Raw genomic sequence first — 25515 nt, forward strand, 5'->3', positions numbered from 1 at the left:
AGCAGGGGAGCGGGGGAGCAGGGGAGCGGGGGAGCGGGGGAGAATTTTTAATCAATTCAAATTCTGCTATTCCCAATTCTCCATCGAAGGGTAAGCGCGTATTTGTCGAATCTGGGGATATTCGCGCCAAACGCTTAGCTAGAAAGGCGGGGGCTTTGGTCGTGTTTGTGGTGGATGCTTCTGGTTCGATGGCTTTGAATCGGATGCAGTCGGCGAAGGGGGCTGTGATGCAGCTTTTGACGGAAGCTTATCAAAGTCGCGATCAAGTGGCTTTAATTCCGTTCCGGGGCGAGCAGGCTGAGGTGTTGTTACCGCCTACTCGTTCGATCGCTTTGGCCCGTAACCGTTTGGAAAGATTACCTTGTGGGGGCGGTTCGCCTTTGGCTCACGGGTTGACTCAGGCGGTGCGAGTGGGTGTGAATGCTCAGAAGTCTGGGGATGTCGGCCAAGTGGCGATCGTTGCTATTACTGATGGCCGGGGTAATATTCCTTTGGCTCGTTCTTTGGGGGAACCGATTTTAGATGGGGAAAAGCCGGATATTAAGGCGGAATTGTTGGAAATTGCGGGCAAAATTCGAGGTTTGGGAATGCAGTTGTTGGTGATTGATACGGAGAATAAGTTTGTTTCGACAGGTTTTGCTAAGGAGTTGGCGAAGGTTTCGGGGGGTAAGTATTATCATTTGCCGAAGGCGACGGATCAGGCGATCGCGGCAATGGCGAGGGGTGCTCTCCGCGATGCAATTCGCTAGAAATTGAAGCTCTAATTCGTAGAGAAACCCGGTTTTTTCATAAACCGGGTTTCCGCATCCAGAACTTTATCATTAATTTTTCCTCTTAGCACAAACAACCCACTTATCAAAATTTTATAGTTCTTTTTTCCCTGCCCGACGGCGAGTTAAAGCAAAAGAACCTGCGACTACACCTAAACCAGCTAGCATTGCTGGCTCTGGAACTCTTGCTGGACTGGGACTTGTCGATAATGACCTATCTGGCCGTGCATCTGAAAGCGGGCTAGTGGGGCTACTCTGAGCTAGTAAAGAGTTTCCAGAATTCCACATTCTACCTAATGAAATTGTTTGCAAGTTGGCAGCGAAGGCACCTTCTCCCCAAGCAATGACTGTTGCGATATATAAGACCCCCGCACCAGAAGTCAATAATTTGTTCATACAAAGTGCTAACATTAGTGATTATTACTTTTTGGGCAATTGACGACTAGCGAAATCTGTGCATTTCTATCATCTTAACCTCTTTTGTCGAAGCCACCTTAACTAAATTCACCGAAGTTTGCGCCAGAGTAAGGATGAAACTTAAGATTTTCGCGGCACTAGATGACACCCAACTTATTTAGCTATATGGCAGCTCTGCGGTATTAGGCAATGCTCAGAGGCGATCGCTCAAAATATGCAGATCTCTAAATTCCATTATACGCAAACATTCTGAATATTTGAAGGAGTTGCCTTGGGTTCTTTACGCAATCTTTAAGATTATCTATTTTACCACAGCATATTGTAAAGATTCTGTAAATATAATTAGGGAAGGTAACAAATAGCACTCAGTATAAATACGGCTACTTAGTGAAGCTAGGACAATTTGAGCTTTGGGAGAGTACAGAAGCAGGAGTACAGAGTAGCTGCAAGGTGTGTTAGATTAAGTTGAGAAGTTAAAAGGATTTGCCATGTTATGGGAAATATTAGATATTCAAGGTCAAATTGATATGCTGAGCGATCGCCTAGCTAAAATGCAAGACTGTCTTTGACCCCTTAGCAGTAGCCGCAAAGATTCAAAATTTACAAAACTTAGCAGAAGAGCCAGGACTTTGGGAAGATATAACCGCTCTTAAGCTGACACTTCAAGAAATAGATGAACTCCAGTCTTATCCTGCGCGGCTCAAGCAGTGGCTAATCATTTTAGAAGATATCAAAGCAGCAGTAGAATTGCTGGAATTTCAAACAGATAGCGAACTGCTCCAAGAAGCTCAAACCAATATCAAGCGGCTAAACTGCGAACTTGAACACTTGGAATTAGAACAACTGCTAAACGACCCTTACGACCAAAATGGAGCATACTTAATAATTAATGCTGGCAATGATGAATTAGATGCTCAAGATTGGGCAGAAATTTAGACGAATATCGCCTTTTAATATCACAAAAACGCGACCGACTACAGCAACGGTGGAAGTTACGCCAATGGTCGATCTGGAAATTCCAGAGAAGTGTTTAGAAATCAAGCACGCTTATTCTAATGTTAGGAACATTAACGGTATGCGGCATCCTTGGGTGCAAATTGTTCACATTCCCACAGGTATTTCTGTAACATCCAACCAAGAGCGAAGTCAGAGGCTAAACAAAGAGAAAGCTCTTGCTATTATCAAAAGTAGACTGTTTGCGATCGCGAAAAGGCAATTCGTCAAAGACATTGCTGAAATAGATCGCGATCGCATTGCAGAAATCTTTACCCACCCGATCCGCGATTATACCTTCTATCCTAGCCAAATAGTCAAAGATCGCCGTAGCGGGTTTGAAACAAATGCCGTTGCAGAAGTGCTTGCTTACGAACTCAACCCTTTGATCAAAGCCTATCTCCGAATTAATAATGAGGGTAATGGGTAATTGCACATCCTCAACCCCGATGTTTTGGGAGTGGTGACAGTTAACTGTTAACCGTTAACAAATAGCCAAACAGCAGTTAAAATCGATAGTACACAGCAAAAGTAGGAGAAGTAGTAGTAGTGGAAGTTCTAGACATCAAACGGGAAATCGAAACGTTGTGCGATCGCCTGGGTAAAACCCAGGACTATCTTTGACATTCCCGCACTCACAGCCAAAATCTCAGACTTAGAACAAATCGCGGCTCAACCGCAATTCTGGGAAGACCAAAACGCAGCTCAAAATACACTTCAAGAACTCAACGACCTCAAATCGCACTTAGAGCAGTATAATCAGTGGCACACCAGTCTAGAAGACGCGGGGGCCATCTTGGAGCTGCTGGAGTTAGAAACCGATGAATCGCTGCTCCAAGAGGCTTACACTAATCTTTCCCAATTGAGTCGCGAACTCGATCAATGGGAACTGCAACAATTACTCTCAGGGCCCTACGATGCAGGCGGAGCAGTTTTGACCATTAACGCCGGTGCTGGGGGTACGGATGCTCAAGATTGGGCAGAGATGTTGCTGCGGATGTATACTCGCTGGGGAGAACGCCAGGGTTATAAAGTACACTTGGCTGAAATTTCCGAGGGAGACGAAGCGGGTCTGAAGTCGGCCACTCTGGAAATTGTCGGTCGTTATGCTTATGGGTATTTGCGATCGGAGAAAGGAACCCATCGCCTGGTCAGAATTTCGCCATTTAATGCTAACGATAAGCGCCAAACCAGTTTTGCTGGAGTGGAAGTGATGCCAATTCTCGATCGTTCGGTAGAGTTGGACATTCCAGAAAAGGATTTAGAAGTCACGACATCTCGCGCTGGCGGTAAAGGTGGCCAAAATGTCAACAAGGTAGAAACAGCGGTGCGGATAGTTCACCTTCCCACTGGTTTAGCCGTGCGTTGTACTGAAGAGCGCAGCCAGTTACAAAATAAAGAGAAGGCTCTCGTTCTTCTTAAGGCTAAGTTATTAGTGGTGGCTCGCGAACAACGAGCTAAGGAAATTGCGGAGATTCGCGGAGATATGGTGGAGGCGGCTTGGGGAAATCAGATCCGCAACTATGTTTTTCATCCTTATCAAATGGTGAAGGATCTGCGGACTGGGGTAGAAACGACTGCGATCGCAGATGTGATGAATGGGGAATTAGAGCCGTTTATTCAAGCTTATCTGCGTCAAGAAAATCAGTTAGTTGAATCCGCAGCAATCTAATCTGGTTGAGTATTAGTTACCTGAAGAGAAATTGCTAATGGTGCGATCTGGTGAGTAGGCGATCGCGCAGGTTGTGGGATCGCCGCCTGTCATCAAATCGAGAAAGTTAGATTGAGGGATTAAGCGTGTGGTGTCTTAGGAAAACATGAAGTGGTGGTGGAAAGCGCCAGTCTAGGAGTTCCCATTGCTCAATAATAAATATTGGTTTAGCTGATGCTCTTGACATTAAGGTCAAAGAACTATTTGATCAAGATATTGATTTAGAGAAAAACTGAAATGGTAGATGAAGATGAACTACTTAATATAGCTAGGCTCAATATCCGGAAAGTCTTGGAATTTAACCCTTACAAAAGTTATTATGGTATAAATAATCGAGAGGAATTCAAACAACTAATAGCACTTGATCCTGCATTTGGTGTTTTAGGCTTAGATGACGACAGATACATTATTGCTAGAGTAGGTGGAAATCTTGTAACGTCTTTACACCGTAAATTGGGTGATATGTACGAAGCATTGTTTGCCTACCTTTTGAGAAAGAGTTTTTCATTAAATGAAAACGATCTACATTTCAGTGTACAAGTTCAAATTGGCGATCGTATTCAAGTTCGCTCTACTGACGGCTTGATCAAGAAAGATAAATTTAATCAGCGAATCCCTGAAGCTTGGATGACTTATCAAGGAATAGGTTTTGAAGTTCGTTCTTGCTATCAAATTGGTGACTCAAAGAGAATCCAAGCTGACTATGATATGTCATTAGCATTAAAGTCTTACGAAATTCTGCCTGTAATGTTAGTTTTCTGCAACACATCATTAAAAAGCCCTCTGGCTAGATTATCTAAAAGTTGGGAACTTTATCAAGGAATGAACAGCTTCAACTTAGTGGAATCAATAACTGGTTTTAACTTACATAACTTCCTCCAGAATAATTCTCAAACTCTCAAGCAAGAAATAAATAATATTTTTGCTAACTTCTAACACAAACAGCCGTTTCGTAAAGGCGCTTTCTCCCTCCCCTTTTTCTGAAAGAGACTATTTTTTCAACCTCAAAACCTTCGTGCCTGAAAAGCTTACCCAAGATAGATTCAGTAAATATTTCTACCCCTAAAAGTCTAGAATTTCCTACAATATATGCACCTCGAAAGCTAGTTGCCTTAACTTCCTTAAGAGATTTTATGTGTTTCCACATATCAATAAAGTATTTTGTTGCATAATTACACATCAACACACTTTTATCTTGCAGTTCTTCGTAATAGCAAAGATATGATTTAAGATCGGTAGGAACTACAATCAATTCTTTCTGTAAAACAGAAGTAGCTCTACCCCAAGTTCCACCAATTGCCTGCAAATCAATTTCTGTAGCTTGTCTAACATTATCTAAAACTTCCATGAAGTGCAATTGTGGTCTAGTTTGATGAACGTAACTATATCGATTTGGATAAGGAGGTGAAGTGATTACGAAATCAACAGGAGAATTAATTTGTTGTTTCAAATTATGGGTTGAGTTGCCTAGTTTAATTGAGCCGAGTTTTGAAAATGAGCTTTCTTCAATATTCAGACTTATTAAATCAGTGTGGATCATCCCTAAATTTTTGCTTACCTCGGAAAAGACATCAATTTTTCTTTGATGATTGTCATCAAAAGTAATTGTTGGATGATTTCTGTGAATATTTGCACAATCTAAACAGGCTTCACTTAAAGCAATCCATAAATAATCTGTAACTGGATAATATGCTGGGCTTAACATTACCTCGCGAAAGATAATTAAATTTTTAAGAACATCTTTTTTCCACCATCTAAACACATTGTGAATAATCGGAATATTTGTATTAAAAGATTCTACAACATCTTCGATAGAAACTTCTTTAAATTTCTCTATTAAACTATCTACCTCGGTAAGATATTTTTCAAATAGATGAAGATTGTCTGTATTCCATCTAAGAGATTTACTGCCGACTTGTTGTAATAAAGGGTTGATTTCAATGCCCAGAGCCTTTATTCCCTGTTTTTGGCATTCTATAGATGTTGTCCCTCTGCCGCTAAATGGATCAACGACAAAATGTTTTCTAGCAATTTGCAATTCTTTAATCAAAAATCTTACTAAGCTTGGGGAGTAGCTTGGAGTAAGACGATACCATCTATGAACTGACTCAATCTGTCCTGATTTGAAGGTAATATCTCCTATATCTATTTCCTGATAATCAAAACCAGACTCTTGGATATTTGTATGAAAACACCTCGTATTATCATTGGTATCTGGCTCAAATAGTGATAACTGCTGGAACATAGATACTAACCTTATGAAGTGCTACTGAAGAGTAGCATAATTTGCCTTGACTGACAAGACTTCAAGGGATGGTGTTGCTTTCGTCACACAGGACACAGAGATAGAGAAGACATACGTAATATTTACTTTACCAAGGATTGCCAATCATTGTAAAAGCGGCCCAATAATAAGGATGCGATAAAAGTCTATTCCCACGAGCTGAAATTGGCGCTGGTAAAGAAATTACATCCTCTCGTCCCGCTACGCGCAAGGCCCCATTTTCTAGTCGCACTTGGCCTCGCAGCATGGCAAGTTGCGCCTGTCTCAATGCTTGCGCTTTAATAATTGGGCGATTATTTTCTCCACGCGATCGCAACTGCTGATAAAATTCTACCATTAGTCCTAAAGTCCCTTCGTCGCTGACTTCCCATAAACTCGCTAAAGCCGATCGCGCACCACTAGCAACTGCCAATCCTGCAAATCCTAACTCCGCTTGCTCGTCTCCTAATGCTGTGCTACAAGCGCTCAATACTAATAAGTTTACTGGCGGATCGTTCCATTTCAATTGTCTCATTTGATCTAATCTTAGTTTAGTATCCCACAATTGAATGTAAGAATTACTCGGTACTCCTGGCTGAAATTCGCTATGAGTTGCTAAGTGAATTATTCCAAAAGATTGTGCTGCTCGTTGAGCTTGCAAATTAGCGAGAGTAAAATCTTGATTGAGGAAAGATTTACCTTGTTCTGGGGACGCGATCGCAGATAATTCTACTGGTACTGCGGGTAATGGTGGTTTGTCGGTAAATATTGATGCTCCCATTCCTAAAACTTCTTGGTCGCTAATATCTTCGTAGCGAGTATCTGTTAAACTGAAACTGGGCATGATGCTAATACTATAATTTTCTACTAAGAATTGCTGACCGCTATGAAGAGCAGCAAATGGTATACTCCGCAAACCTGATGAGGGGATAATAATTAAGTTTTGAACGTTTAAGGCTTTTAAATCTGCTTCTAAAGGAGCCATTAGCCAACGATAAAGCTGTTGTGCTGGTTCCAAATAAACGGCTGTATTTCTGAGTTGCGTATTGGTAAGATCGCTCTGAAAATTTTCAGCTACTTCTAATAACTGTAATCGAGTTACTTCTGGTACTAAAGCACGGATAGTCTGTCCAGAAGGATTGACGAGTACGAGTTCTAAGCGATCGGTATCATTTTCGGTATTAAGTGATAATTGGTTGGATCTTTCTGGGTTGATTTTGAGCAATGAGCTATTTTCTCGGACTGTTGACGATCCACTTCCTCTAACCCAATTCATATAAATGATTGCAGATTTAATTCCAGTTTCTGCTTCATTTTTACGAAGGGTATCGTAGACAACAGACATATTGCTAACTGGTTCTCTCGCAGGTAGTTGTAAATATTTTTTATACTCCTGCGTGAAGTTTTCTTCAAATGCCAATACTCCCGTTAAATCTACATTTATTGCTAAATTGGGAATAGGAATATCTGGTTTTGGGCCGTATTCTCTTTCGGATGAGCTTTGTGGCGATCGCGTTTCTCCTTGAAGAGATGTTACAATTGATACCTGGGAAGTAGTCGGAAAAGGTAGAGATTCAGGTGTTAGACTTGGTGTAGGATTAGGCGCGGGACTTGGAATCGGATTAGGTGTTGGACTTGGTATTGGATTAGGTGTAGGACTCGGAGTAGGATTAGGCGCGGGACTGGGTGTAGGATTAGGTGTCGGACTTGGAGTAGGATTAGGTGCAGGACTTGGTATTGGATTAGGTGCAGGACTTGGCGTAGGATTAGGTGTAGGATTAGGTGTAGGACTTGGTGAATTGCCTGTTGTAATTAAAGAAATCTGATTAGGTGAATTGCCTTGTCTGTAAGTTCCTTCAAAAGAGCGATCGGGTAAAATAACATTATTAATTCCAGTATTAATTGCGCCTCTAGTTCCATTTGTGGTAGCATTTCCCACAACAAAAGATTGTTCGCTACCGCCTCCATGTCGAATCGCGATCGCGCCTCCACCTTCGCCGCCAACTGTAGAAATGCTAGACTCGATACCTTCTAAATCTATAAAAGTATCGCTGGCGCGGAATAAACCAGAAGTGGCGATCGCAACTGTCCCCCCATTCCCATTACTTCCACCTTGAGCGTCGATCGCACCGATATTAATGTTATCCTGTGCATTGAGGAAGATATTACCACCGCTGCCCTCAGTACCGCTAACGTTAATATTGCCAGTAACAATTTCCCCAGACGATCGCACTTCAATATTACCGCCTCTAACTCCAGAAGCATTTAAACCTTGGGATACGACAGATCCAGCTTCAATTAAAATATTACCGCCAGAAACCGTTACATTTCCTCCGAAAGTCGCTTTATCGTTTGCATTTACCTGCAAACTACCCGCCGCAATTGTCGAATTTGCCGTTACATTACCACCACTTTCAAGCGCGATCGCGCCTAACCTTCCACTATTACCAACCGCATCCTCAAAAGCGATATCGCCTCCCGCCTTGATTTCTAGGTTATTCGCATCTCCCTTGCTATCAAAAGTATTGGTAAAAGTGATATCGCCGGATGCTCTCAAAGACACATTTCGCGCGATCGCTACTGCACTATTAAATGTTATGCTGCCTGCGGTGATATTCCCCGCAACTTCCGCATTTTCAGCGTTAACATTCAGACTTGTCAGAGGTATGCTTTCACCCACACCACCACCTAATTGCAGTCGCAAAGTGTCGATCGCGAGTTCGTGACTGCCATCAACCCTGCCTGGTAAAATAATATTACCCTGACCTTGAGTGCTGAGAGCGACATCATCACCCAGTAAAACATTGCCGCCAAAAGTAATACTGCCGCCAGATGTAGTAATATTGGCATTGAGAGTGGAAGATAGAGCATTAAGCGCGATCGCCGCATCTCCCCTTCCCGTCACTTCACCGTTAACAACGATCGCCCCTCCTTGAAGCGTCACTGGATCGTTAAACGTCACAGGATTAACCACAGTAATCACACCTCTACCATCAGATCCCCCGATAGCGATCGCACTAAAACCATCTGCGATCGCACCAATATCTGTCGGCGTTAAGTCCAAAACCCCTAAAATATCTGCTGTCCCACCTAGATTAATATCTCTGCTACTAAGTGTTTCTAAACGAATTGTACCGCCAATACTACGACTCGAACTATCACCGCCCCTGAAATCAATCCCATTACCTCTTAAAGTAATATTACCACCATTAGCATCAAGTCTACCAACAGAAATACTAGCGGCAGAAATATTAATATCGCCTCCCTGAGTCTGAATCAAATCGTTAGCATCGATGACAACAAACACCCCATCGGTTCTAAAAGTAATAGAATTTCCTTTACCCGATTGCAATGTCAGTGCATCATCCGGTAAGTTATTAAGAACAATACTATTAGTAGTTTCAACAATAATATTACTATCCGCAGCAATGCTTTCTAATTGTGATTCAGAGATAATTGTTGGGTTAGATCCGAATTGGGCCGCCCTGCGATTTGCCGTGAAAACATTAGTTTGTGAAGATCCAGATCCAGGTTCAATAATAATATCACTTGGATCGAGTAAAAGAGTGCCGATCGCACCATTAGGAGCACGGGTATCTACTTTACCCGCGAAACTCAAAGAATTTTTACCCGACACCTCCACAAAACCCCCATTACCTCCCAGAATCCCGCCTCGCGCAGCGATATTCCCCAAAAAGTTAGTCCTACCATTGGCCCAAACTACAACCCGGCCACCGTTATTGAAGGAAGAAGGAAGAAGGAAGAAGGAAGAAGGAAGAAGGGAAGAAACGCCGTTAGCGGCGATGTTAGAATTGCTATCGATCGAAGTCTCAACGGCATTAAAATTGCCTTTGCCTTGGAAATCACCGCCAATGAATACAGTACCGCCGTTAGTACCTGAAGCATTAATATTAGCTGAAATTAGACCCACGCGATCGCCTAAAATTGCTACTCTTCCTCCTGAGAGAAAGGGGGAAGATACATCGATGGAACCAGACGCAATCGTAGTTCCCGGTGAAAGTGGGATAGTTGTACCAGAATTAGTTAGCTGAACCGTACCATCGTTATTAACAGTAATTCCTGTAGCGTGACTTTCACCCACACCTGCAATCAATTGGGGAATTACGATTGCATTGAACGAGGCCCCAGTCCCGATTTCCAAACTCAAAAGATGTCCTGCTTGAGAGATGCGAACCAAATTTTCCCCAGGGACAGCAGCAATAGTAATCGCACCTCCCGGCGCTGACAATTGCCCAGTATTGATCGCCACACCGCCAAGTAAACTTAAACTTTGCCCCTCGCTAACTGCCAAATTACCAGCATTGACAATTACCCCTGTTTGCGAACTAAAATTAAAAGAGTTAGGAGTTCCTACCAAGGCTGAATAATCATTAACTCCAGTAGCATTAAACCAGCGATCGCCAAAACCAATACTGTTAGCAGTTGTCGCCAGAAAAGATCCAGGTACATCTAATCTTGCACCTTGACCAAAAACAATACCCGCAGGATTCATTAAAAATAAATTAGAGTTGCCACCACTAACAGAAATTAAGCCATTAATCGATGAAACATTTCCGCCGACAACCCGCGTTAAAATATTTTTAATGTTAGGATTAGTCAAAAAATTAGCAATTTGAGTTTCACTGAGACCAAACTGACTAAAACTATGAAAAAGATTAGCACCATCCCCAGATAGTTTACCACCGCTAATATCGAAGCGATCGCCTTCAGATTTAACAGTAGTGCCAGTACCGTCAGCAGCGGGGATAATTTGTTCTGCTTGCACTGCGATTGGGAACAGCCAAGGTAAACTCAAAAATAATAAAAAGTAAAAATAACTCATTCGTAGAAGAAGGAAGAAGGAAGAAGGAAGAAGGAAGAAAAATTTAGTTATCTAGGAGAGGAGGAAGAAAAATTTAGTTATCTAGGAGAGAAGGAAGAAGGAAGAAAAATTTAGTTATCTAGGAGAGAAGGAAGAATGTTTATACAGTAAGCTTTTTAGCCATCCTTATCTTATGTTTAATTAGGGGGATTTACTTACAATCTTGATGTTTGGTTTCACTTCATTACACCCAAATTACTATTATCTGCTCTTATTTACCAATTACCGAAGAAGGGACTAGGGGCTAGGGACTAGGGGCTAGGGAAAGAGGGGGAGAGAGGGAGATGGGAAGGTACCAATTACCAATTACCAGTTAACCGTTAACAGTTAACCGTTAACAGTTAACAAATAAGCTTTCATTCTCCCCTTACCTTTAATTTCAATTTCTCCGCGTTCCTCGAATACGTAAACCCCTTTTAAGCGTTCATAAGTCGATTCTGAGACTTGAATGCGACCGGGGATACCGTGAGATTCCATCCGAGAAGCAGTATTTACAGTATCACCCCATAAATCGTAAGCAAACTTTTTCCAGCCAATTACTCCCGCTACGACTAAACCAGTGCTAATACCGATCCGAATCTGAAAGTCTTGACCTTTTTTAGCATTAAATTGTGCTAAAGCTTGCTGCATATCTAGCCCCATCTCAGCAATAGCATGAGCGTGGTCTAAATGGTTTTCTGGTAAACCACCTACTACCATATAAGCGTCCCCAATTGTCTTAATTTTTTCTAAACCGTGACGTTCCACCAAATGGTCAAACATCGAAAAAATCTCATTGAGTAACTTAACTAATTCTGTAGGTGAAATCCGGGCAGAAAGCTCTGTGAAGCCAACAATATCGGCAAATAAGACACTTACTTCGGCGAAACTGTCTGCAATAGTTTGCGGATCTTGTTTTAAACGTTCGGCAATTGGTGGTGGTAAAATATTTAGTAGCAAGCGCTCCGATCTATCCTTTTCTGCTTCTAAGGCGCGGCGGGCTTTAAATTCAGCTTTGGCTAAGCGTTCGTATAGATAAACTGATAAGTTGCAGGTTACACAGGCCCAGAATAAGTAAAGATATAGCATGGCTGGAGCCACTGGCATATCTTCGGGTTTGACTTGTAAGTTTAGTGCAGCATTAACTCCGAAATAGTAGACAAATACGCCTAATTGTGCTGTCAAATGTAGGGGCCACCGGACGGGGGTGAGAGTAGCTTGACCAAAAAACATGAGGCTCCAGGCAATAATATCGGGTTGGGCGATACCCAGGAAAGTGGCTCGTATTTGCGGGATCAGGGTTGTTGACCAGGATAGCCCTAAGAATATTAAAGCGTGATGGCGGCGCACTGCGGGGATTTGCAGGGAGGCAATGCCAGCGAGGAGAAGCAGTTGTACGACAATTTGGGTTAGCAGTAAGGAACTGTTGAACTGCTGGCGATTGAATGCAAAGTTTGTTAGTTCTAGGATGCTAAAAGTCACGAAGGCGAAGAAGGCTAGCCACAATCCCAGTTTCATGCGACTGAGAATAAAGCGATCGCGCCATGCTTCGTAGTCAGCTTTGAGGTCGAGTTGAGGGATGTCCCCTAACTCTTGGAGGGGCGAACCCTCAGCCCAGACTTGTTTATCTATTTTACTTGGCTTCTCTCGCTTCATGGTAGATATGCTGCTTCTGTTGAAGGAAGCGAAAGGTGTACATCTTTAGGTTATTATGATCAATAATGCTCCATACTGGGAGTTATAGCAGAAGGCACAAGGTAAAAGGCAACTATGCAGAAGGCTTTAGTTATCTAAAAGGACAGAAGTAAAATGCAATCAAAACAATAGTTTCAGCAATTAAGAACGTCCTCATTAAGTAAATTCTTCTTACTTCTTCCTTCTCTCCTAGATAACTAAATTTTTCTTCTAAATTTTTCTTCCTTCTTCCTTCTTCCTTTGAATTATCTTGGCGGTTGCTAAATTAATTTTTCCCCAAACATACAATGGAAGATATAGGTTCCCAACTCCCAACAGATAAATTAGTTGAGCGGATCTTGTCTTCTGGTCAACTGAGTCGGATGGACAGACAGCAGCTCAAGTTGGTCTTGTTAGATGATTCCATCAATGAAAAAGAGTTAGTTTTGATCGAGCGAGTTATTGATGGGGTGAGAAAAGGCCTGCTAGATATTGTGGATGAAAATTGAAAGAAATTGGTAATGGCTAATGGCTAATGGCTAATGGCTAATGGCTAATGGCTAATGGCTAATGGCTAACTTCCCCATCTCCCCCATCTTCCCCATCTCCCCCATCTCCCCCATCTCCCCCATCCTCCCCATCCTCCCCATCTCCCCCATCTTCCCCATCTCCCCCATCCTCCCCATCTCCCCCATCTTCCCCATCTTTCCCATCTTCCCGATTTTCCCCACTCCTTCGATTAAAAAATCTCATCGTCAATAGTACCGTCATCGCGGGGAGTGAGTTCTGAGGGGGGGCGATCGCTACTCCAAGCCCACCAAGGAGAACCACACTTGCACTCGTAAAATTCCTGCCATTTGCGGCGGTGGTTTTCGGTGTAGACTGGCGATCGCCGATTGATCCAAACCCGTACCGCCTCCGTACAGCTTGCGCCACATTTGGGGCAGGAAAACTCAAAAGCGTGTTTCGCCTTACTTGCCCAGTCGGGGGGGGTTGGCTCGAAAGCTTCCATCATGTCCAAGTTTAAATTAAACTCCTATCATTATCCGGTTTAAGTCGCGATCGGCTGTTGCCAATAAATGAGCTGACCTTAACAAAATCTTGAAGTTGAGATAAATTATGGTTTTCTCTGTTTATTTTACAGCCTTACCTGTACCAAAGCGTTCAATTAGAGTTAATTTCTTTGGTGTGAGATGTCTTCACCCTTCGGGGAAGACTCAAACCAATTTCCCACAGGCCGCCTCTGGGCCCTGACAGCCCTCTTAAGGACTACACTTATGTCTATATACAATCTCGTCTCGTTCCTGGGCATCTTTGGTTTATGCGCGATCGCCTGGGCTTTTTCGGAAAATCGCAAACCCCAGTACATACCCTGGCGCGTCATCATTTGGGGCATTGGCTTACAATTAGCTTTGGGTTTTTTAATCTTTCTGTTCCCGCCAACTCGCACAGCCTTAGAGTGGTTTACGGGTCTGCTAGATGGGGTATTTACTGCTGCTGATACCGGGGCGCGGTTTGTTTTTGGGAGAAATATTGTCCCCGTACCAGGTCAAGATCCGCCAATTAATTTAGGGTATATTTTCGCCTTTCGAGCTTTGCCAACAGTAGTCTTTTTCTCCGGGCTAATGGCTTTGCTTTATAACATCGGTGTTATTCAAATCATCACCGAAGTATTTGCCAAACTGTTTTACAACACTATGCGTTTGAGCGGTGCAGAAGCTCTTAGCGGTGCAGCTAATATTTTTGTGGGCATTGAGGCAGCAATTGTGGTGAAGCCTTATTTGCCACAAATGACTCGCTCTGAACTTTGCGCGATTCTATCTTGCTGTTTTGGGACGGCAGCTTCTTCAACTCTAGCAATTTATGTAAGTTTCCTCAAACCAGTTTTTCCCAATATTTTAGGGCATTTAGTCTCAGCATCAATTATTGCTATTCCCGCTTGTTTTGTCATCTCCAAAATTTTAGTACCGGAGACAGGAACTCCGTTAACAATGGGTGGTATTCCCAAAGAGGAAAAATCCCAAGGTAGAGAGTTTATCGGGGAAGAAATCTCAGAGGAAAATGCCGAATATACCCCCCAAGAAACAGTCGGCGGCGAACCCATTGAGCGAGTCAGTCCATTGGATGCCGCTATTGTGGGCGCTTTGGATGGGGTAAAGATGGCAGTTGCGATCGCGGCCGTTTTGATTTTAATCTTAGGTTTAGTTTCTTTAGTTAACCAAACCTTCGGTGCTTTGGCATCCTTGGAAACTTCACAAAATACTCTCCTACAACCTATCGGTCAAATTTTCAGCGTCATCACGCTACAAAATATCCAAGGAGTTTTATTTTATCCCTTGACGTTGTTAACTGGCGTTCCCTTTGCGGACTCATGGGAAGCCTCTGTAATTATTGGGCGGAGGCTGTTAGAAACTGCCATTCCTCCCTATCAAAGTTTGGCAGAAGCAGCAGCCAAAGGAGAGATTACCCCTCGTACAGTTTTAATCGTCAGTTACGCCCTTTCTGGCTTTGCTCACCTCGCCTCTGTAGGAATTTTTGTCGGCGGTACTATTGCCCTAATTCCCTCCCGTCGTAAAGACATTTCTGAGTTAGGTTGGAAGGCTTTATTTGTCGGTACTCTAGCTACAATGATGATTGCTTGTATCGCTGGAGTATTTGACACTGGCGATGCAAGTATTCTAGGTGAAAATACGGCCCCGGCTGTTGCTCCCCTTACGGCCCCTGCTACCCCAAAATCGACGGTTTCGCCTACTCCTGCGGCTTCTTCAGCACCAGCGATTGCTAGTCCTAGTCCTGCGCCTTCTCCGAAGCCTCCCGCTGGTCAAGCTTCTCCTAAATCTTCTCCTAAACCCGCAATTTCTCCATCTCCTAAAGCGTCGTCATCGCCGAAAGGATAGTACAAAATTAAAGTCGGGCGAATATAATTCGCGGCTACACAAACAAAGTCCGCCTACGCGGACTGTAGAAATTCAACCCGCGCAGGCGGGTTTTGTCTGTGTAGATGCGGTTTCAACCGCCAATAATTTATAAATCTCCAGAGCAAAGATCTGTGACGACACTAACAATGTTATCGTTGATATCATAACCAAAGTATGTAGGAAGTATCCCAATTACCCATTACCAATCACCCAAATAACCCAGTAATACCCCTCGGTGCAGGCAACAAAATCATCACCAATAACCCTAAAGAAACCAATCCCAATAAATCGCGCCAATTATCCAATTCACTAACATCATTAAGTGCTGGTTCATCGTTAAGTGGCATCAAAAATAAAAGCACTGCCCACAGCAAAAGCCCCGGCTCTAACAAAGCAAGCAGCAACATTAAAAATCGTGCAATTTGCCCGATAGCCATGCTAATTTTTTGACCAAACATCGCGTGGACAATGTGGCCTCCGTCCAACTGTCCCACAGGCATTAAATTAAATGCCGTTACCACTAAACCTAAATAACCTGCCACTGCTACCGGATGCAAATTAATAGCATTGTCCGCAGTTAAACTGCTTCCAAGGGTTAATTTGCTTAACAAAGCTAGCAGTAGCGAAAACTGGGGATTGAAAGACTCAAAATTTAATAGCCCCGATCGATCGGATAGAGGAACAACAGTAGAGTTAGCCAAACCCCAAACCATAAATGGTAACGAGATTACTAAACCTGCTAGTGGGCCAGCAATACTGATGTCAAATAAAGCTTTCCGATTCGGTATTGGACTCCGCATCTGGATGAATGCGCCAAAAGTACCTAAGAAAAATGGCACGGGAATAAAATAAGGCAAAGTTGAGCGAATTTTGTAGAACCGAGCAGCCAGATAGTGGCCGGATTCGTGGGTTCCTAATATTAAGAGCAGTGAGATTGCGTAAGGCAATCCTTTGAGCAAGAGAGCAGGATCGGACTGCAAAGATTTCTCGGTAATACCTGCAATTTCTGTGCCAGCAATTGTTGTGGTAAACAGCGTTACTAACAATAAACCCAGAGCTAAAAATGGTCGCGTTAAGCGTTCATTATTGAGAGTATTTTGGGCATTAACTCTTTTAGGATTGGGAACTAAGGCAAAAAATGGTTTACCGCTAAGACTATTTTGAAAGATTACGAGAAAGCGATCGCCAAAATACTTCTCAACATTCTCTCTAATTGTCTGATAGGCCGTCTCTGAATTCGTCCGCAATTGTCCGCGACAAATCACTGATTGGGGGCGAAATTCCAAATGTTGTAGGTAGTAAACTGACCAAGGAAAACAATCTCGGAGGTTAGCTTCTTCTAGTTTGTCAATTGGGCGGAATTTCGGCTTTTTCTCTTCGCTGTCTGGGGTTTGAGGTGCGATCGCAACTTCAGCAGTGGGCGCGGGTATCTCCTTACGTCCCCACTGTACCAACAGCCAGTACAAACAAGGACAAACAACTAAAGGCGCGATCGCTAACTCTACAGGTAGCGGCTTATTGGAACCATGAACTAAAATCCATGTACCCCAAATCAACCCCGGTGTCATCATCACCAACCACAAAACCCATACGGGAGTCCGAGTAATGCGGCTAACACCCCGTTGTAACGAAAAGTATGTAATTAATCCCAGTAGTAGCAACCATAATAGGAATAGCATAATATTTATTCCAGTCAATTAAATGTTTCCTTGACACAACAGAGCTCTACATCCAAACAACCCAGGCCAGTCCTGGAGAACATCTTTGCTTTCCCACCTAACCGGGATACCCTGGGAGCGACAGCCTACTTCATTGTAGAAAACCAAATGAATATTCTGGTTGATAGTCCCGCGTGGGATGAGACAAACCAGGCATTTTTGCGCTCTCTCGGCGGCGTACACTGGCTATTTCTCACTCATCGGGGTGCTATTGGTAAGGCGAAGGAGATTCAGCAAGCAATGAGCTGCAACATCGTTATCCAAGAGCAAGAAGCTTATTTGTTACCGGGTTTAAGTGTAACGCCATTTTCCCAAGAGTGGGCGCTTAGTGACCATTGCCAAGGGATTTGGACACCAGGACACTCTCCGGGATCGTCCTGTCTCTATTATGCTGGTTGTGGCGGCGTGCTGTTTACGGGACGGCATTTGTTACCAAATCAGCAAGGTGCGCCGACACCGTTGCGGACGGCTAAAACTTTTCACTGGCCGCGACAAATACAAAGCGTTAAGTTGCTGATCGATCGCTTTTCGCCCGAAACTCTACAGTATATTTGTCCTGCTGCGAATACGGGACTACTGCGCGGGAAAAGAGCGATCGCGCAAGCTTACGAACAATTAGCGAGTCTGGATTTAGCAGCTTGTTTGCAAGGACAATCAGTATTGTGAGTTCAAGTTATGGAACCAACAGAAAAGCAAAAAATGTTAGCAGGCCAATTATACTTGGCCAGCGATGCGGAATTAATCCGCGATCGCAGGCGAGCTCGCCGCCTTGCCAGAATCTATAACTCTACCACTGAAGAAGAACCAGAAAAACGATTAGAAATTATCCAAGAATTATTCGCCTCAGTCGGCCCAAAAGTTGAGATTGAGCCGCCTTTTTTCTGCGATTACGGTAGTAACATTTATGCTGGCAATGGTTTATATATGAACTTTGGCTGCATAATTCTCGACTGCAATATAGTTAACATTGGCGAAAATTTACTCTGCGGCCCCAACGTACAAATTTACACCGCCTATCATCCTACTGACCCAGAAATTCGTCTCTCTGGTAAAGAACTCGCCGCACCGATTTATATTGGTAATAATGTTTGGATTGGCGGCGGTAGTATCATTTGTCCGGGAGTAACTATTGGCGACAATACCACTATCGGTGCTGGCAGCGTTGTTGTCAAAGATATCCCCGCAAATGTTGTCGCCGCCGGCAATCCTTGCCGAATTATTCGCCATTTAGCTTAATGGCTTCAGGAAATGATACTATCAACCGATAGGTCTAACCTTCTTCCCTTTTCCTTCTTCCTTCTTCCTTCTTCCTTCAACTTATGACTACTGCAACTGTTTATGCCAATGCTCCCGATCTCTGTACTGATGACTATGTGGCACTCGGTTTAGCTACGTGCTTCATCAAAGAAGATAATGAAGTTCACCAAGTCAAAGTTGTCGAAGCTATTCCCTCAGCAGCTTTAGAAGCTATTGTCAAGGGTATTCCTACTTCTTATCAAATGGCTTGCGGCACAACTTTGGGAGCAGTTTTAGACGGCGAAACCCTGCAACTACCAGCAGATTTTCCCGCTGATGCTCAGTTTAGTGATGAGTTTAGCTTTAGAGCGATCGCGGCCGCAAGGACTTACAAAATTCGCCCCCAAGCTCAATCTCATATCCCTGTCGGCACAGTGCGACAAGATTTTAACTACTCTTTAGAGCGCAAGCGCCTACTCAATTCTGCTCGGATTATCAACACAGAAGACAATGTGAAACAGCATTCACACACTCATAAAGTCCTATAGAAATATAGAAATATAGGGCGATCTCTGCCCACCGAAGAGGGTTAATTTAATGCGAAAAATCCTCTAAGTAGGAACAGAAATTAAATAACTACTTCATTTAGGTAAGTTGTTGTGCTTCAACACTTTTAAGAACGCTGAAGCTCAAAAACTTACTTTTTTAACTGTTAACTGTTAATTATATTGTTAATTATATTGTTAATTATTGTCTATCCCAATTACCAATTACCCATTATCAATTACCAATTATCAATTACCAATTACCAAGTTCTTGTACAGACAGGTTTGGCATTATGCTAGGATTGACAGAGTTGGGTGGAAAGAAATAAAAATTACAAAATATGAAGCAAAACAAAGTCCTTGCTAAACCTATGATAAATAGGTTTCCGCGTGAGGAAATTTGTCAGATATTTGGGGAGACTTACGACCCCAATCGCTGGAATAACTGGCACTGGCAAATGCGACATCGGTTGAGTAAGCTGGAACACTTTCAAGGTTTGCTAAAGCTCACTGCCGCCGAACAACGAGGACTTTCGATCGCCCCAGAAAAGTTTGCTGTAGCTGTGACACCGCACTTTGCGTCCCTGCTTGACCCGGAAGATCCCCTTTGCCCGCTGCGGTTGCAGGTGGTTCCAAAAGAGGAAGAACTGACAATCGATCGCGCAGATATGGTAGACCCATGCAGCGAAGACGAGGATAGCCCAGTACCCGGACTGGTACATCGTTATCCCGATCGGGTGTTACTGCTTGCCCTAGACACTTGCGCCGCCTACTGTCGTTATTGCACGCGATCGCGTTTAGTCAGCCAAGGCGAAATGTACCCAGTGACGCGGCGGATAGATGCCATTATCGCCTACCTAGAGGAACATACCGAAGTGCGCGACGTGCTAATTTCTGGTGGCGATCCCCTGTTGATGTCTGATGAGCCTTTAGACAACTTACTTAGGCGCTTACGTGCCATTCCTCACATTGAATTTGTGCGTATCGGTTCCCGCGTACCGAGTTTCTTACCCCAGCGAATTACACCTGAACTCGTTGCCGTGCTTCGCAAGCATCGCGTGTGGCTGTCTTTACACTTCTGTCACCTGCGGGAACTGACCCCGGAAGTAGCACAAGCCTGCGATTTACTGGCTGATGGTGGCATTCCTTTAGGCAGTCAGACTGTACTGCTCAAAGGTGTTAACGACTCCGAACAGGCGCTCAAGGATCTGTTTCACGGTTTGCTCAAACTGCGCGTGCGACCTTACTATCTTTACCAATGCGATCCAGTTATCGGTACTGCCCATTTGCGGACAAGCGTGCAAACAGGTATCGATCTAATATCCAAACTGCGCGGTCATACCACTGGGTACGCCGTACCCACCTATGTAATTGATGCTCCTGGTGGTGGTGGCAAAGTGCCAATTCAAGCTGACACCCTAATTGCTTACGAGAACGGCAAAACTACTGTGCGTAATTGGGAAGGCAAGACGTATACTTATTTAGATCCCGTGTAGCAATGAGTATTACTAAATAACTTGCTTTAATCTTCACTACAGAGGTTGCCAGATTGAAAGATTTTTCTAAAAAAGAAATTCACTGCTACTATAAATAGATGAGTAAAGTCAGCGCATTTAACGAGTGGGACTCCCTCGAAGAAATTATTGTGGGACGTGCAACGAATGCACGCATTGCCTGCCCCGACCCAGGGCTATTTGCTGTTGAATACCTAGAAGAATATCCCAGCATTCAGGACATTCCCTCTGGCCCCTATGACCATCAAGTAATTGAAGAAACTGAAGAAGACCTAGAGGAACTTGTACAAACACTTCAAAATCTGGGTGTTACCGTCCGGCGACCAGACATCGCCGATCATTCTGTCAAGTTTGCTACTCCTGATTGGGAATCAGATGGTCAATCAAACTATTGTCCGAGAGACCTTTTGGTGACAGTGGGGAATTGGATTATTGAAGCTCCGATGGCACTCCGTTGCCGTTTTTTTGAAGCGCGGTCTTACAAAACTATTCTCATAGATTATTTGCAAAGTGGAGCTAAATGGATTTCCGCTCCCAAACCGAGGCTAAGTGATGAAATTTACAATGTTTGCGATGCGAGTGCTTTGGCAATCAAAGACTATGAGCCGATATTTGATGCTGCAAACATATTGCGTTTAGGGCGAGATATTTTCTACCTGATCTCAGGCACAGGAAATCAATGCGGGGCGTTATGGCTTCAAACTGTTTTGGGTGAAGATTATAGAATACATACTTATGATAATATTTACTCTGGAACTCATGTAGACACGACAATTGTACCTATTCACCCTGGTTTGGTTGTAGTTAACGCCGAACGAGTCAGTCAACACAATCTACCAGAGTTATTCAAAGGGTGGGATGTCATCTATCTAGAGGATATTGTTGATATTGGTTGTGATACAAGTACCTGTCTTGCCACGAAGTGGATTGGGATGAACCTCCTGATGGTGAATCCTAATCTCGCCATTGTTGACAAAGCTCAAACTCCGCTGATCGGGGAACTTGAGAAGCGTGGTGTTGATGTTATACCATTGCAACTAAGACACGCGAGAACATTAGGAGGAGGGTTTCACTGTGTGACGCTTGATGTGCGACGCACAGGTTCTCTGGAAGACTATTATGTTTAGCACAATAACTTAATCCGATCGTCACTATTCTTGGAAAAATTTAAAAATAGAAAATTGGACAGTATGGGGCTTTTTATTGGTTTGTGTTATGACATCAAGGAAGAGTATCTTCAGATCGGTTTGAGCGCCACCGATGTCATGGATTTCGAGGATGAAGAAACCATCATCGGGCTAGAAAATACACTCTGCGGTTTGGGTCACAAAGTTGAACGCATCGGCAATGGTAGAGAACTTGCTCTTAGGTTAGTAAAGGGCGATCGCTGGGATTTGATCTTCAACATCGCCGAAGGACTCAAAGGTCGCTCTCGCGAGGCCCAAGTCCCAGCAGTCTGCGAATTATTCGCTCAACCATATACCTTTTCCGACCCGCTTACTTGCGCCCTTACCCTTGATAAGGCGATGACTAAGCGCGTAGTTCGGGATTTCGGTTTGCCTACAGCACCCTTTGAAGTGGTGAGTACATCCGAACAAGCGATCGCAATATCCCTTCCCATGCCTTTATTCCTAAAACCGATCGCAGAAGGAAGTTCTAAAGGGATAACAGAAAAATCCCTAGTCAAAGAAAGCCAAGATTTAGTTGCAGTATATCAAGCGCTACAGGAAGAATTCCAGCAACCCGTTCTGGTAGAAACTTTCCTTCCCGGTAAGGAAATCGCGGTAGGTATTGTCGGTAACGGTAATCAAGCTAGAGTAATCGCCGTGATGGAAATAATTTTTACCAAAAAAGCAGAAATCGCCGCCTACACAGCCCTAAATAAAGATAAATATCTCGAGCGAGTATCCTATAGGTTACTGACAGACCCCGAACCTTTAGCCGCACAAGCAAGACAATTAGCTTTGGATGTTTACCACAGTCTGGGTTGTCTCGATGCCGCCCGCGTAGAACTACGCGGCGATGTGACTGGTGAATTGCAGTTTTTAGAGGTGAACCCATTGTCAGGGATACACCCTATTAACTCAGACCTAGTTATTATGGCACGTCTGGCTGGAATAGAATATGCACAACTAATTGGTGAAATTGTTGAATCAGCATGGCAAAGATATAAAGGCTAAAGCGATTTATTTCTTTAAAGAAGCCTATCGCCTTCTTAAAAAAGGAGGTGTTTTTACTTACTTTTGTAGTAGAGGAGTAGAATCTCTTTCAGACACAGATCGTCAATTATTAAGAGAAACAGGATTTTTAAATATGGGAGGTACGGTTTGTTCAGTAAATCCGCCTGCAAGTTGTTTGTACTGGCATGAAAAAACTATGTTTGCACCGATTATCATCAAATAAAACCATCTAGTTACCAAAATAACATCTCATTTACTGACGGGTTTCTTCCCTAGCCAGAGTCAAGTTTTGAGATTCTTCTAGAGCCTTTAAGGAGACATCAACATCCTCAATATCGCTAACAAATGTCTTAGGCAACTGTACCCCCAGCGTCACCATTCTGATAGCTTCAAACAACAGCAAAGACAGCCACAAAATATGGTTACTCTCAAAGTTAATAGCAGCTACATCCGCAGGTAAAAATCCCAGTACAAGAGCAACTAAGCTAACATTGCGGAGGGTATGCCCTTGGGCCAAACCTAAGAAATACCCATCTAGCATAAAGTTTATTGAACTGAATACGAGAACGAGTAGCAACCAGGGAACAAAAATATCAATGTTTTCAGTAACTTCGGTGTGATTCGTCAACAACCCAAAAACAGTATTGGGAAATAGCCAACAAGCTCCGCCGAAAGCAATTCCTACCAGCAAAGCACTTCCCAGAGAAAATCGAGCCAGAGGTACTAACTGTTGTGAAAATCCTTTCCCTTTAAAATTTCCCACTAGAGTTTCCGTACCGAATCCCAATCCTTCAACAAAATAGATACTGAAATTGCATATCTGTAAAAGCAAGGCATTTTGAGCGTAGATAATCGTCCCCATCTGTGCTCCCTGATAGTTAAAAGTTAAAGAGGTAAAGATAAAAATTAAATTGCTGACAAAAATGTTTCCATTTAGGGTTAAAGTAGATCGTATCGCTGAGGGACACCAAATTTTTCCAGCTACCTCTCGTACCTCTTGCCAGTGGATTTCTTTGCACAAAAAAATCAATCCCACGAATAGGCATAGATATTGGCTGATAGCATAGGAAACTCCAGCCCCCGTACTTTCCCAACCCCACCGGATAATCAAGAGGTAGTCGAGTGCAATTTTGGCAGCATTGCCAACGACAGACACCACCACAACTAAACTATTTTTTTCTTGTCCTAAAAACCAACCAATTAAGACAAAATTGAGCAAAATGGCGGGTGCTCCCCAAATTTGGGTATTGAAATAGGCTAGACCTGAAGCTTTAACTTCTGGTGCGACATCTAGGAAGGCAAACCCTAATTCTCCTAAAGGGTACTGCAATAGTGCGATCGCGATACCAAGTACCAGAGCAATTAAACCATTACGCAGTCCGACTAACAGCACGCCTTCTCGGTCATTTCGTCCCACCGCTTGAGCTGTTACGCCAGTAGTACCCATGCGTAAAAACAGAAAAATCTCGTAAAGAAAATTAAGCAGGTTTCCAGCTAAGGCAACTCCTGCTAAGTGTTCGATTCCTTCCAGATGACCTAAGAAGATGACGCTGACTAAATTTGCCAGTGGCACCATAATATTTGATAGGACGTTGGCTAGAGCGAGTCGGAAGTAGCGAGGTACGAAGTCATACTGGCTATTGAGCATCAGGTTCATAGATAAATCCGCTTGTTACCAAAATCTCTACCAAAGAGCGTTAGATTTTCATATTAGTTTACATGATTTTTAAGAGGAAGGCTGCCCATGTGTTATCTTCAGATGTGCTGCTCGGTATGTGGTGGAAACGCAGTTTTATTAACACTTGTTCTTGTGTAATTATATTACCTCAGCAACTCATATTTAAGCTAAACTAAAGTTGTTGGCTAAAAATTGAAAGATTGATTTAAAGGAGCGAAATACCATGCTAAAACTTTATGGAGGAGCCCGCAGTCGGGCCTCGATCGTTCAGTGGTACTTAGAGGAAATAGAAATACCTTATGAGTTTGTGTTGCTAGATATGAAAGCAGGAGCTCATTTACAGCCAGAGTTTTTGGCAATTAACCCTTTTGGGAAAGTTCCTGCGATCGCAGATGGAGATTTTAAACTTTGGGAATCGGGCGCGATTCTGCTATACCTAGCTCACAAATATGGTAAAATGCCTGCATCTTTGGAGAGGCAAGCTGAAGTTGGGCAGTGGGTATTATTTGGCAATGCAACTTTGGGGCCAGGGATTTTGCTAGAAGCGAATCGCGATCGCGAAACCTCTCGTTTATTAACCCCACTCAATCAAATCTTAGAGCAGCAACCGTTCTTAATGGGAGATGAATTCAGCGTCGTAGATGTAGCCGTCGGTTCAATTTTGGCTTACATTCCGATGGTAATGCAATTCGACTTTACCCCTTATCCCGCAGTTTTCGACTACATCAAGCGTATATCAGAGCGACCGGCATTTCAAAAAGCGATCGGCGGGGGCAAATAACTGATAACAGTTAACTGATAACGGTTAACCATTAACCGTTAACCGTTAACCGTTATCAGTTAACGATTTGACCTCAGAATCGAATTATCTGAAACCAACCGCAGCCTGCCACACAAAAGCCAGCAGCAAGAAAAACACAGGAATCACGGGCAAAACGTCAACCAAGGGGTTAAAGATTGAGTAAGCTTCGGGCAGCTTTGCCAATAGCAGTGCAGCTTCCATGAATGAATCTACCTCTCCAACACAATTTTAATAA

At 43.4% G+C, this 25515-nt stretch carries 24 protein-coding genes; 15 read left to right on the forward strand and 9 right to left on the reverse strand.

The genetic code is table 11. The annotated features are described in order from the left end of the window. Positions 1 to 749: VWA domain-containing protein (locus OSCIL6407_RS31235; protein ID WP_040650351.1), on the forward strand; the 749-nt coding region annotated here is incomplete at its 5' end. A gap of 114 nt (positions 750 to 863) precedes the next feature. On the opposite strand, the gene OSCIL6407_RS0125065 is transcribed toward OSCIL6407_RS31235, so the two are convergent. Beyond that, the gene (locus OSCIL6407_RS0125065) at positions 864 to 1166 is read right to left on the reverse strand and encodes a PEP-CTERM sorting domain-containing protein (protein WP_019487813.1); all 303 of its coding nucleotides are present in this window, start codon (positions 1164 to 1166) and stop codon (positions 864 to 866) included. Between the two features lie 660 nt (positions 1167 to 1826). Between OSCIL6407_RS0125065 and OSCIL6407_RS36765 the strand changes: the two genes are divergently transcribed. The 4 genes from OSCIL6407_RS36765 (at position 1827) to OSCIL6407_RS0125085 (ending at position 4827) form a co-directional block, all read left to right on the forward strand. Beyond that, the gene (locus OSCIL6407_RS36765) at positions 1827 to 2123 is read left to right on the forward strand and encodes a PCRF domain-containing protein (RefSeq protein WP_234708811.1); all 297 of its coding nucleotides are present in this window, start codon (positions 1827 to 1829) and stop codon (positions 2121 to 2123) included. Continuing rightward, positions 2098 to 2610 carry a peptide chain release factor-like protein gene (locus OSCIL6407_RS36770; RefSeq protein WP_083811327.1) on the forward strand — a complete coding sequence of 171 codons (513 nt, stop codon included), beginning with the start codon at positions 2098 to 2100 and terminating at the stop codon, positions 2608 to 2610. The genes OSCIL6407_RS36765 and OSCIL6407_RS36770 overlap by 26 nt, the downstream gene beginning before the upstream one ends. A 119-nt stretch (positions 2611 to 2729) precedes the next feature. Next, positions 2730 to 3852 (forward strand): peptide chain release factor 2 gene (gene prfB, locus OSCIL6407_RS0125080; protein ID WP_148288928.1). Its coding sequence is split into 2 segments (ribosomal slippage): positions 2730 to 2801 and positions 2803 to 3852, totalling 1122 coding nucleotides; the frame shifts between segments, so codons are not numbered across the junction. 276 nt (positions 3853 to 4128) lie between these two features. Then, complete coding sequence (locus tag OSCIL6407_RS0125085; RefSeq protein WP_007357535.1) at positions 4129 to 4827, forward strand: hypothetical protein; 699 nt, start codon at positions 4129 to 4131, stop codon at positions 4825 to 4827. On the opposite strand, the gene OSCIL6407_RS0125090 is transcribed toward OSCIL6407_RS0125085, so the two are convergent. The 3 genes from OSCIL6407_RS0125090 to OSCIL6407_RS0125100 all read right to left on the reverse strand — a co-directional run bounded on the left by OSCIL6407_RS0125090 (position 4817) and on the right by OSCIL6407_RS0125100 (position 12671). After that, complete coding sequence (locus OSCIL6407_RS0125090; protein WP_007357536.1) at positions 4817 to 6136, reverse strand: DNA methyltransferase; 1320 nt, start codon at positions 6134 to 6136, stop codon at positions 4817 to 4819. The genes OSCIL6407_RS0125085 and OSCIL6407_RS0125090 overlap by 11 nt on opposite strands. Before the next feature lie 127 nt (positions 6137 to 6263). After that, positions 6264 to 10997, reverse strand: a complete 4734-nt coding sequence (locus tag OSCIL6407_RS0125095) for a CHAT domain-containing protein (RefSeq protein ID WP_007357537.1) — start codon at positions 10995 to 10997, stop codon at positions 6264 to 6266. Positions 10998 to 11363: 366 nt separating this feature from the next. Then, on the reverse strand, positions 11364 to 12671 hold the full coding sequence (locus tag OSCIL6407_RS0125100; protein ID WP_007354930.1) for an adenylate/guanylate cyclase domain-containing protein: 1308 nt from the start codon (positions 12669 to 12671) through the stop codon (positions 11364 to 11366). 326 nt (positions 12672 to 12997) lie between these two features. Here OSCIL6407_RS0125100 and OSCIL6407_RS0125105 point away from each other — a divergent pair, with 326 nt between their 5' ends. Continuing rightward, a complete protein-coding gene (locus OSCIL6407_RS0125105; RefSeq protein ID WP_007354929.1) occupies positions 12998 to 13198 on the forward strand; it encodes a hypothetical protein in 201 nt (66 codons plus the stop codon). A gap of 58 nt (positions 13199 to 13256) precedes the next feature. Here OSCIL6407_RS0125105 and OSCIL6407_RS0125110 read toward each other — a convergent pair whose 3' ends face one another. After that, positions 13257 to 13442: a hypothetical protein gene (locus OSCIL6407_RS0125110; RefSeq protein WP_019487814.1), complete on the reverse strand. Its 186-nt coding sequence runs from the start codon at positions 13440 to 13442 to the stop codon at positions 13257 to 13259. Further along, a complete protein-coding gene (locus tag OSCIL6407_RS0125115) occupies positions 13429 to 13701 on the reverse strand; it encodes a hypothetical protein (RefSeq protein WP_019487815.1) in 273 nt (90 codons plus the stop codon). The genes OSCIL6407_RS0125110 and OSCIL6407_RS0125115 overlap by 14 nt, the downstream gene beginning before the upstream one ends. Before the next feature lie 265 nt (positions 13702 to 13966). Here OSCIL6407_RS0125115 and OSCIL6407_RS0125120 point away from each other — a divergent pair, with 265 nt between their 5' ends. Next, positions 13967 to 15586, forward strand: coding sequence for a NupC/NupG family nucleoside CNT transporter (locus OSCIL6407_RS0125120; protein WP_019487816.1), 1620 nt, complete (start codon positions 13967 to 13969; stop codon positions 15584 to 15586). Positions 15587 to 15813: 227 nt separating this feature from the next. Here the strand turns inward: OSCIL6407_RS0125120 and OSCIL6407_RS0125125 are convergent, their stop codons facing one another. Next, positions 15814 to 17286: a site-2 protease family protein gene (locus tag OSCIL6407_RS0125125; RefSeq protein ID WP_007353103.1), complete on the reverse strand. Its 1473-nt coding sequence runs from the start codon at positions 17284 to 17286 to the stop codon at positions 15814 to 15816. A 30-nt stretch (positions 17287 to 17316) separates the two neighbouring features. On the opposite strand from OSCIL6407_RS0125125, the gene OSCIL6407_RS0125130 reads away from it, so the two are divergent. From OSCIL6407_RS0125130 to OSCIL6407_RS0125160, 7 genes are all read left to right on the forward strand, one after another. Further along, positions 17317 to 17991 carry an MBL fold metallo-hydrolase gene (locus tag OSCIL6407_RS0125130; protein ID WP_019487817.1) on the forward strand — a complete coding sequence of 225 codons (675 nt, stop codon included), beginning with the start codon at positions 17317 to 17319 and terminating at the stop codon, positions 17989 to 17991. 9 nt (positions 17992 to 18000) lie between these two features. Next, complete coding sequence (locus OSCIL6407_RS0125135) at positions 18001 to 18561, forward strand: sugar O-acetyltransferase (protein WP_007353101.1); 561 nt, start codon at positions 18001 to 18003, stop codon at positions 18559 to 18561. Between the two features lie 83 nt (positions 18562 to 18644). Beyond that, a complete protein-coding gene (locus OSCIL6407_RS0125140) occupies positions 18645 to 19109 on the forward strand; it encodes a hypothetical protein (RefSeq protein ID WP_007353100.1) in 465 nt (154 codons plus the stop codon). Positions 19110 to 19447: 338 nt separating this feature from the next. Next, a complete protein-coding gene (locus OSCIL6407_RS0125145; RefSeq protein ID WP_007353099.1) occupies positions 19448 to 20602 on the forward strand; it encodes a KamA family radical SAM protein in 1155 nt (384 codons plus the stop codon). A gap of 98 nt (positions 20603 to 20700) precedes the next feature. Further along, complete coding sequence (locus OSCIL6407_RS0125150) at positions 20701 to 21747, forward strand: hypothetical protein (protein WP_007353098.1); 1047 nt, start codon at positions 20701 to 20703, stop codon at positions 21745 to 21747. 63 nt (positions 21748 to 21810) lie between these two features. Continuing rightward, positions 21811 to 22800, forward strand: a complete 990-nt coding sequence (locus tag OSCIL6407_RS0125155; protein WP_007353097.1) for a D-alanine--D-alanine ligase family protein — start codon at positions 21811 to 21813, stop codon at positions 22798 to 22800. Then, on the forward strand, positions 22760 to 23023 hold the full coding sequence (locus tag OSCIL6407_RS0125160; protein ID WP_407635890.1) for a class I SAM-dependent methyltransferase: 264 nt from the start codon (positions 22760 to 22762) through the stop codon (positions 23021 to 23023). The genes OSCIL6407_RS0125155 and OSCIL6407_RS0125160 overlap by 41 nt, the downstream gene beginning before the upstream one ends. Positions 23024 to 23053: 30 nt before the next feature. On the opposite strand, the gene gntT is transcribed toward OSCIL6407_RS0125160, so the two are convergent. Continuing rightward, on the reverse strand, positions 23054 to 24457 hold the full coding sequence (gntT, locus tag OSCIL6407_RS0125165) for a guanitoxin biosynthesis MATE family efflux transporter GntT (protein WP_007353095.1): 1404 nt from the start codon (positions 24455 to 24457) through the stop codon (positions 23054 to 23056). Positions 24458 to 24701: 244 nt separating this feature from the next. Here gntT and OSCIL6407_RS0125170 point away from each other — a divergent pair, with 244 nt between their 5' ends. Then, on the forward strand, positions 24702 to 25259 hold the full coding sequence (locus OSCIL6407_RS0125170) for a glutathione S-transferase family protein (RefSeq protein WP_007353094.1): 558 nt from the start codon (positions 24702 to 24704) through the stop codon (positions 25257 to 25259). A gap of 84 nt (positions 25260 to 25343) precedes the next feature. Here OSCIL6407_RS0125170 and OSCIL6407_RS32965 read toward each other — a convergent pair whose 3' ends face one another. Continuing rightward, the gene (locus OSCIL6407_RS32965) at positions 25344 to 25481 is read right to left on the reverse strand and encodes a photosystem II reaction center protein K (RefSeq protein ID WP_007353093.1); all 138 of its coding nucleotides are present in this window, start codon (positions 25479 to 25481) and stop codon (positions 25344 to 25346) included. Positions 25482 to 25515: the final 34 nt, after the last annotated feature.

Source organism: Kamptonema formosum PCC 6407 (genome assembly GCF_000332155.1).
In the GTDB taxonomy this organism is placed as follows: domain Bacteria; phylum Cyanobacteriota; class Cyanobacteriia; order Cyanobacteriales; family Microcoleaceae; genus Kamptonema; species Kamptonema formosum.

Excerpts from the sequence above, each read along its gene's own strand:
- OSCIL6407_RS32965 (WP_007353093.1), bottom strand. The coding sequence starts at position 25,481 with ATGGAAGCTGCACTGCTATTGGCAAAGCTGCCCGAAGCTTACTCAATC.
- OSCIL6407_RS0125095 (WP_007357537.1), bottom strand. The coding sequence starts at position 10,997 with ATGAGTTATTTTTACTTTTTATTATTTTTGAGTTTACCTTGGCTGTTC.
- OSCIL6407_RS0125110 (WP_019487814.1), bottom strand. The coding sequence starts at position 13,442 with ATGAGATTTTTTAATCGAAGGAGTGGGGAAAATCGGGAAGATGGGAAA.
- OSCIL6407_RS0125090 (WP_007357536.1), bottom strand. The coding sequence starts at position 6,136 with ATGTTCCAGCAGTTATCACTATTTGAGCCAGATACCAATGATAATACG.
- OSCIL6407_RS0125065 (WP_019487813.1), bottom strand. The coding sequence starts at position 1,166 with ATGAACAAATTATTGACTTCTGGTGCGGGGGTCTTATATATCGCAACA.
- OSCIL6407_RS0125135 (WP_007353101.1), top strand. The coding sequence starts at position 18,001 with ATGGAACCAACAGAAAAGCAAAAAATGTTAGCAGGCCAATTATACTTG.
- OSCIL6407_RS0125170 (WP_007353094.1), top strand. The coding sequence starts at position 24,702 with ATGCTAAAACTTTATGGAGGAGCCCGCAGTCGGGCCTCGATCGTTCAG.
- OSCIL6407_RS0125125 (WP_007353103.1), bottom strand. The coding sequence starts at position 17,286 with ATGCTATTCCTATTATGGTTGCTACTACTGGGATTAATTACATACTTT.
- OSCIL6407_RS0125140 (WP_007353100.1), top strand. The coding sequence starts at position 18,645 with ATGACTACTGCAACTGTTTATGCCAATGCTCCCGATCTCTGTACTGAT.
- OSCIL6407_RS0125150 (WP_007353098.1), top strand. The coding sequence starts at position 20,701 with ATGAGTAAAGTCAGCGCATTTAACGAGTGGGACTCCCTCGAAGAAATT.
- OSCIL6407_RS0125155 (WP_007353097.1), top strand. The coding sequence starts at position 21,811 with ATGGGGCTTTTTATTGGTTTGTGTTATGACATCAAGGAAGAGTATCTT.
- OSCIL6407_RS0125115 (WP_019487815.1), bottom strand. The coding sequence starts at position 13,701 with ATGGAAGCTTTCGAGCCAACCCCCCCCGACTGGGCAAGTAAGGCGAAA.
- OSCIL6407_RS36770 (WP_083811327.1), top strand. The coding sequence starts at position 2,098 with ATGCTCAAGATTGGGCAGAAATTTAGACGAATATCGCCTTTTAATATC.
- OSCIL6407_RS0125120 (WP_019487816.1), top strand. The coding sequence starts at position 13,967 with ATGTCTATATACAATCTCGTCTCGTTCCTGGGCATCTTTGGTTTATGC.
- OSCIL6407_RS0125145 (WP_007353099.1), top strand. The coding sequence starts at position 19,448 with ATGAAGCAAAACAAAGTCCTTGCTAAACCTATGATAAATAGGTTTCCG.
- OSCIL6407_RS0125100 (WP_007354930.1), bottom strand. The coding sequence starts at position 12,671 with ATGAAGCGAGAGAAGCCAAGTAAAATAGATAAACAAGTCTGGGCTGAG.
- gntT (WP_007353095.1), bottom strand. The coding sequence starts at position 24,457 with ATGAACCTGATGCTCAATAGCCAGTATGACTTCGTACCTCGCTACTTC.
- OSCIL6407_RS0125105 (WP_007354929.1), top strand. The coding sequence starts at position 12,998 with ATGGAAGATATAGGTTCCCAACTCCCAACAGATAAATTAGTTGAGCGG.
- OSCIL6407_RS0125085 (WP_007357535.1), top strand. The coding sequence starts at position 4,129 with ATGGTAGATGAAGATGAACTACTTAATATAGCTAGGCTCAATATCCGG.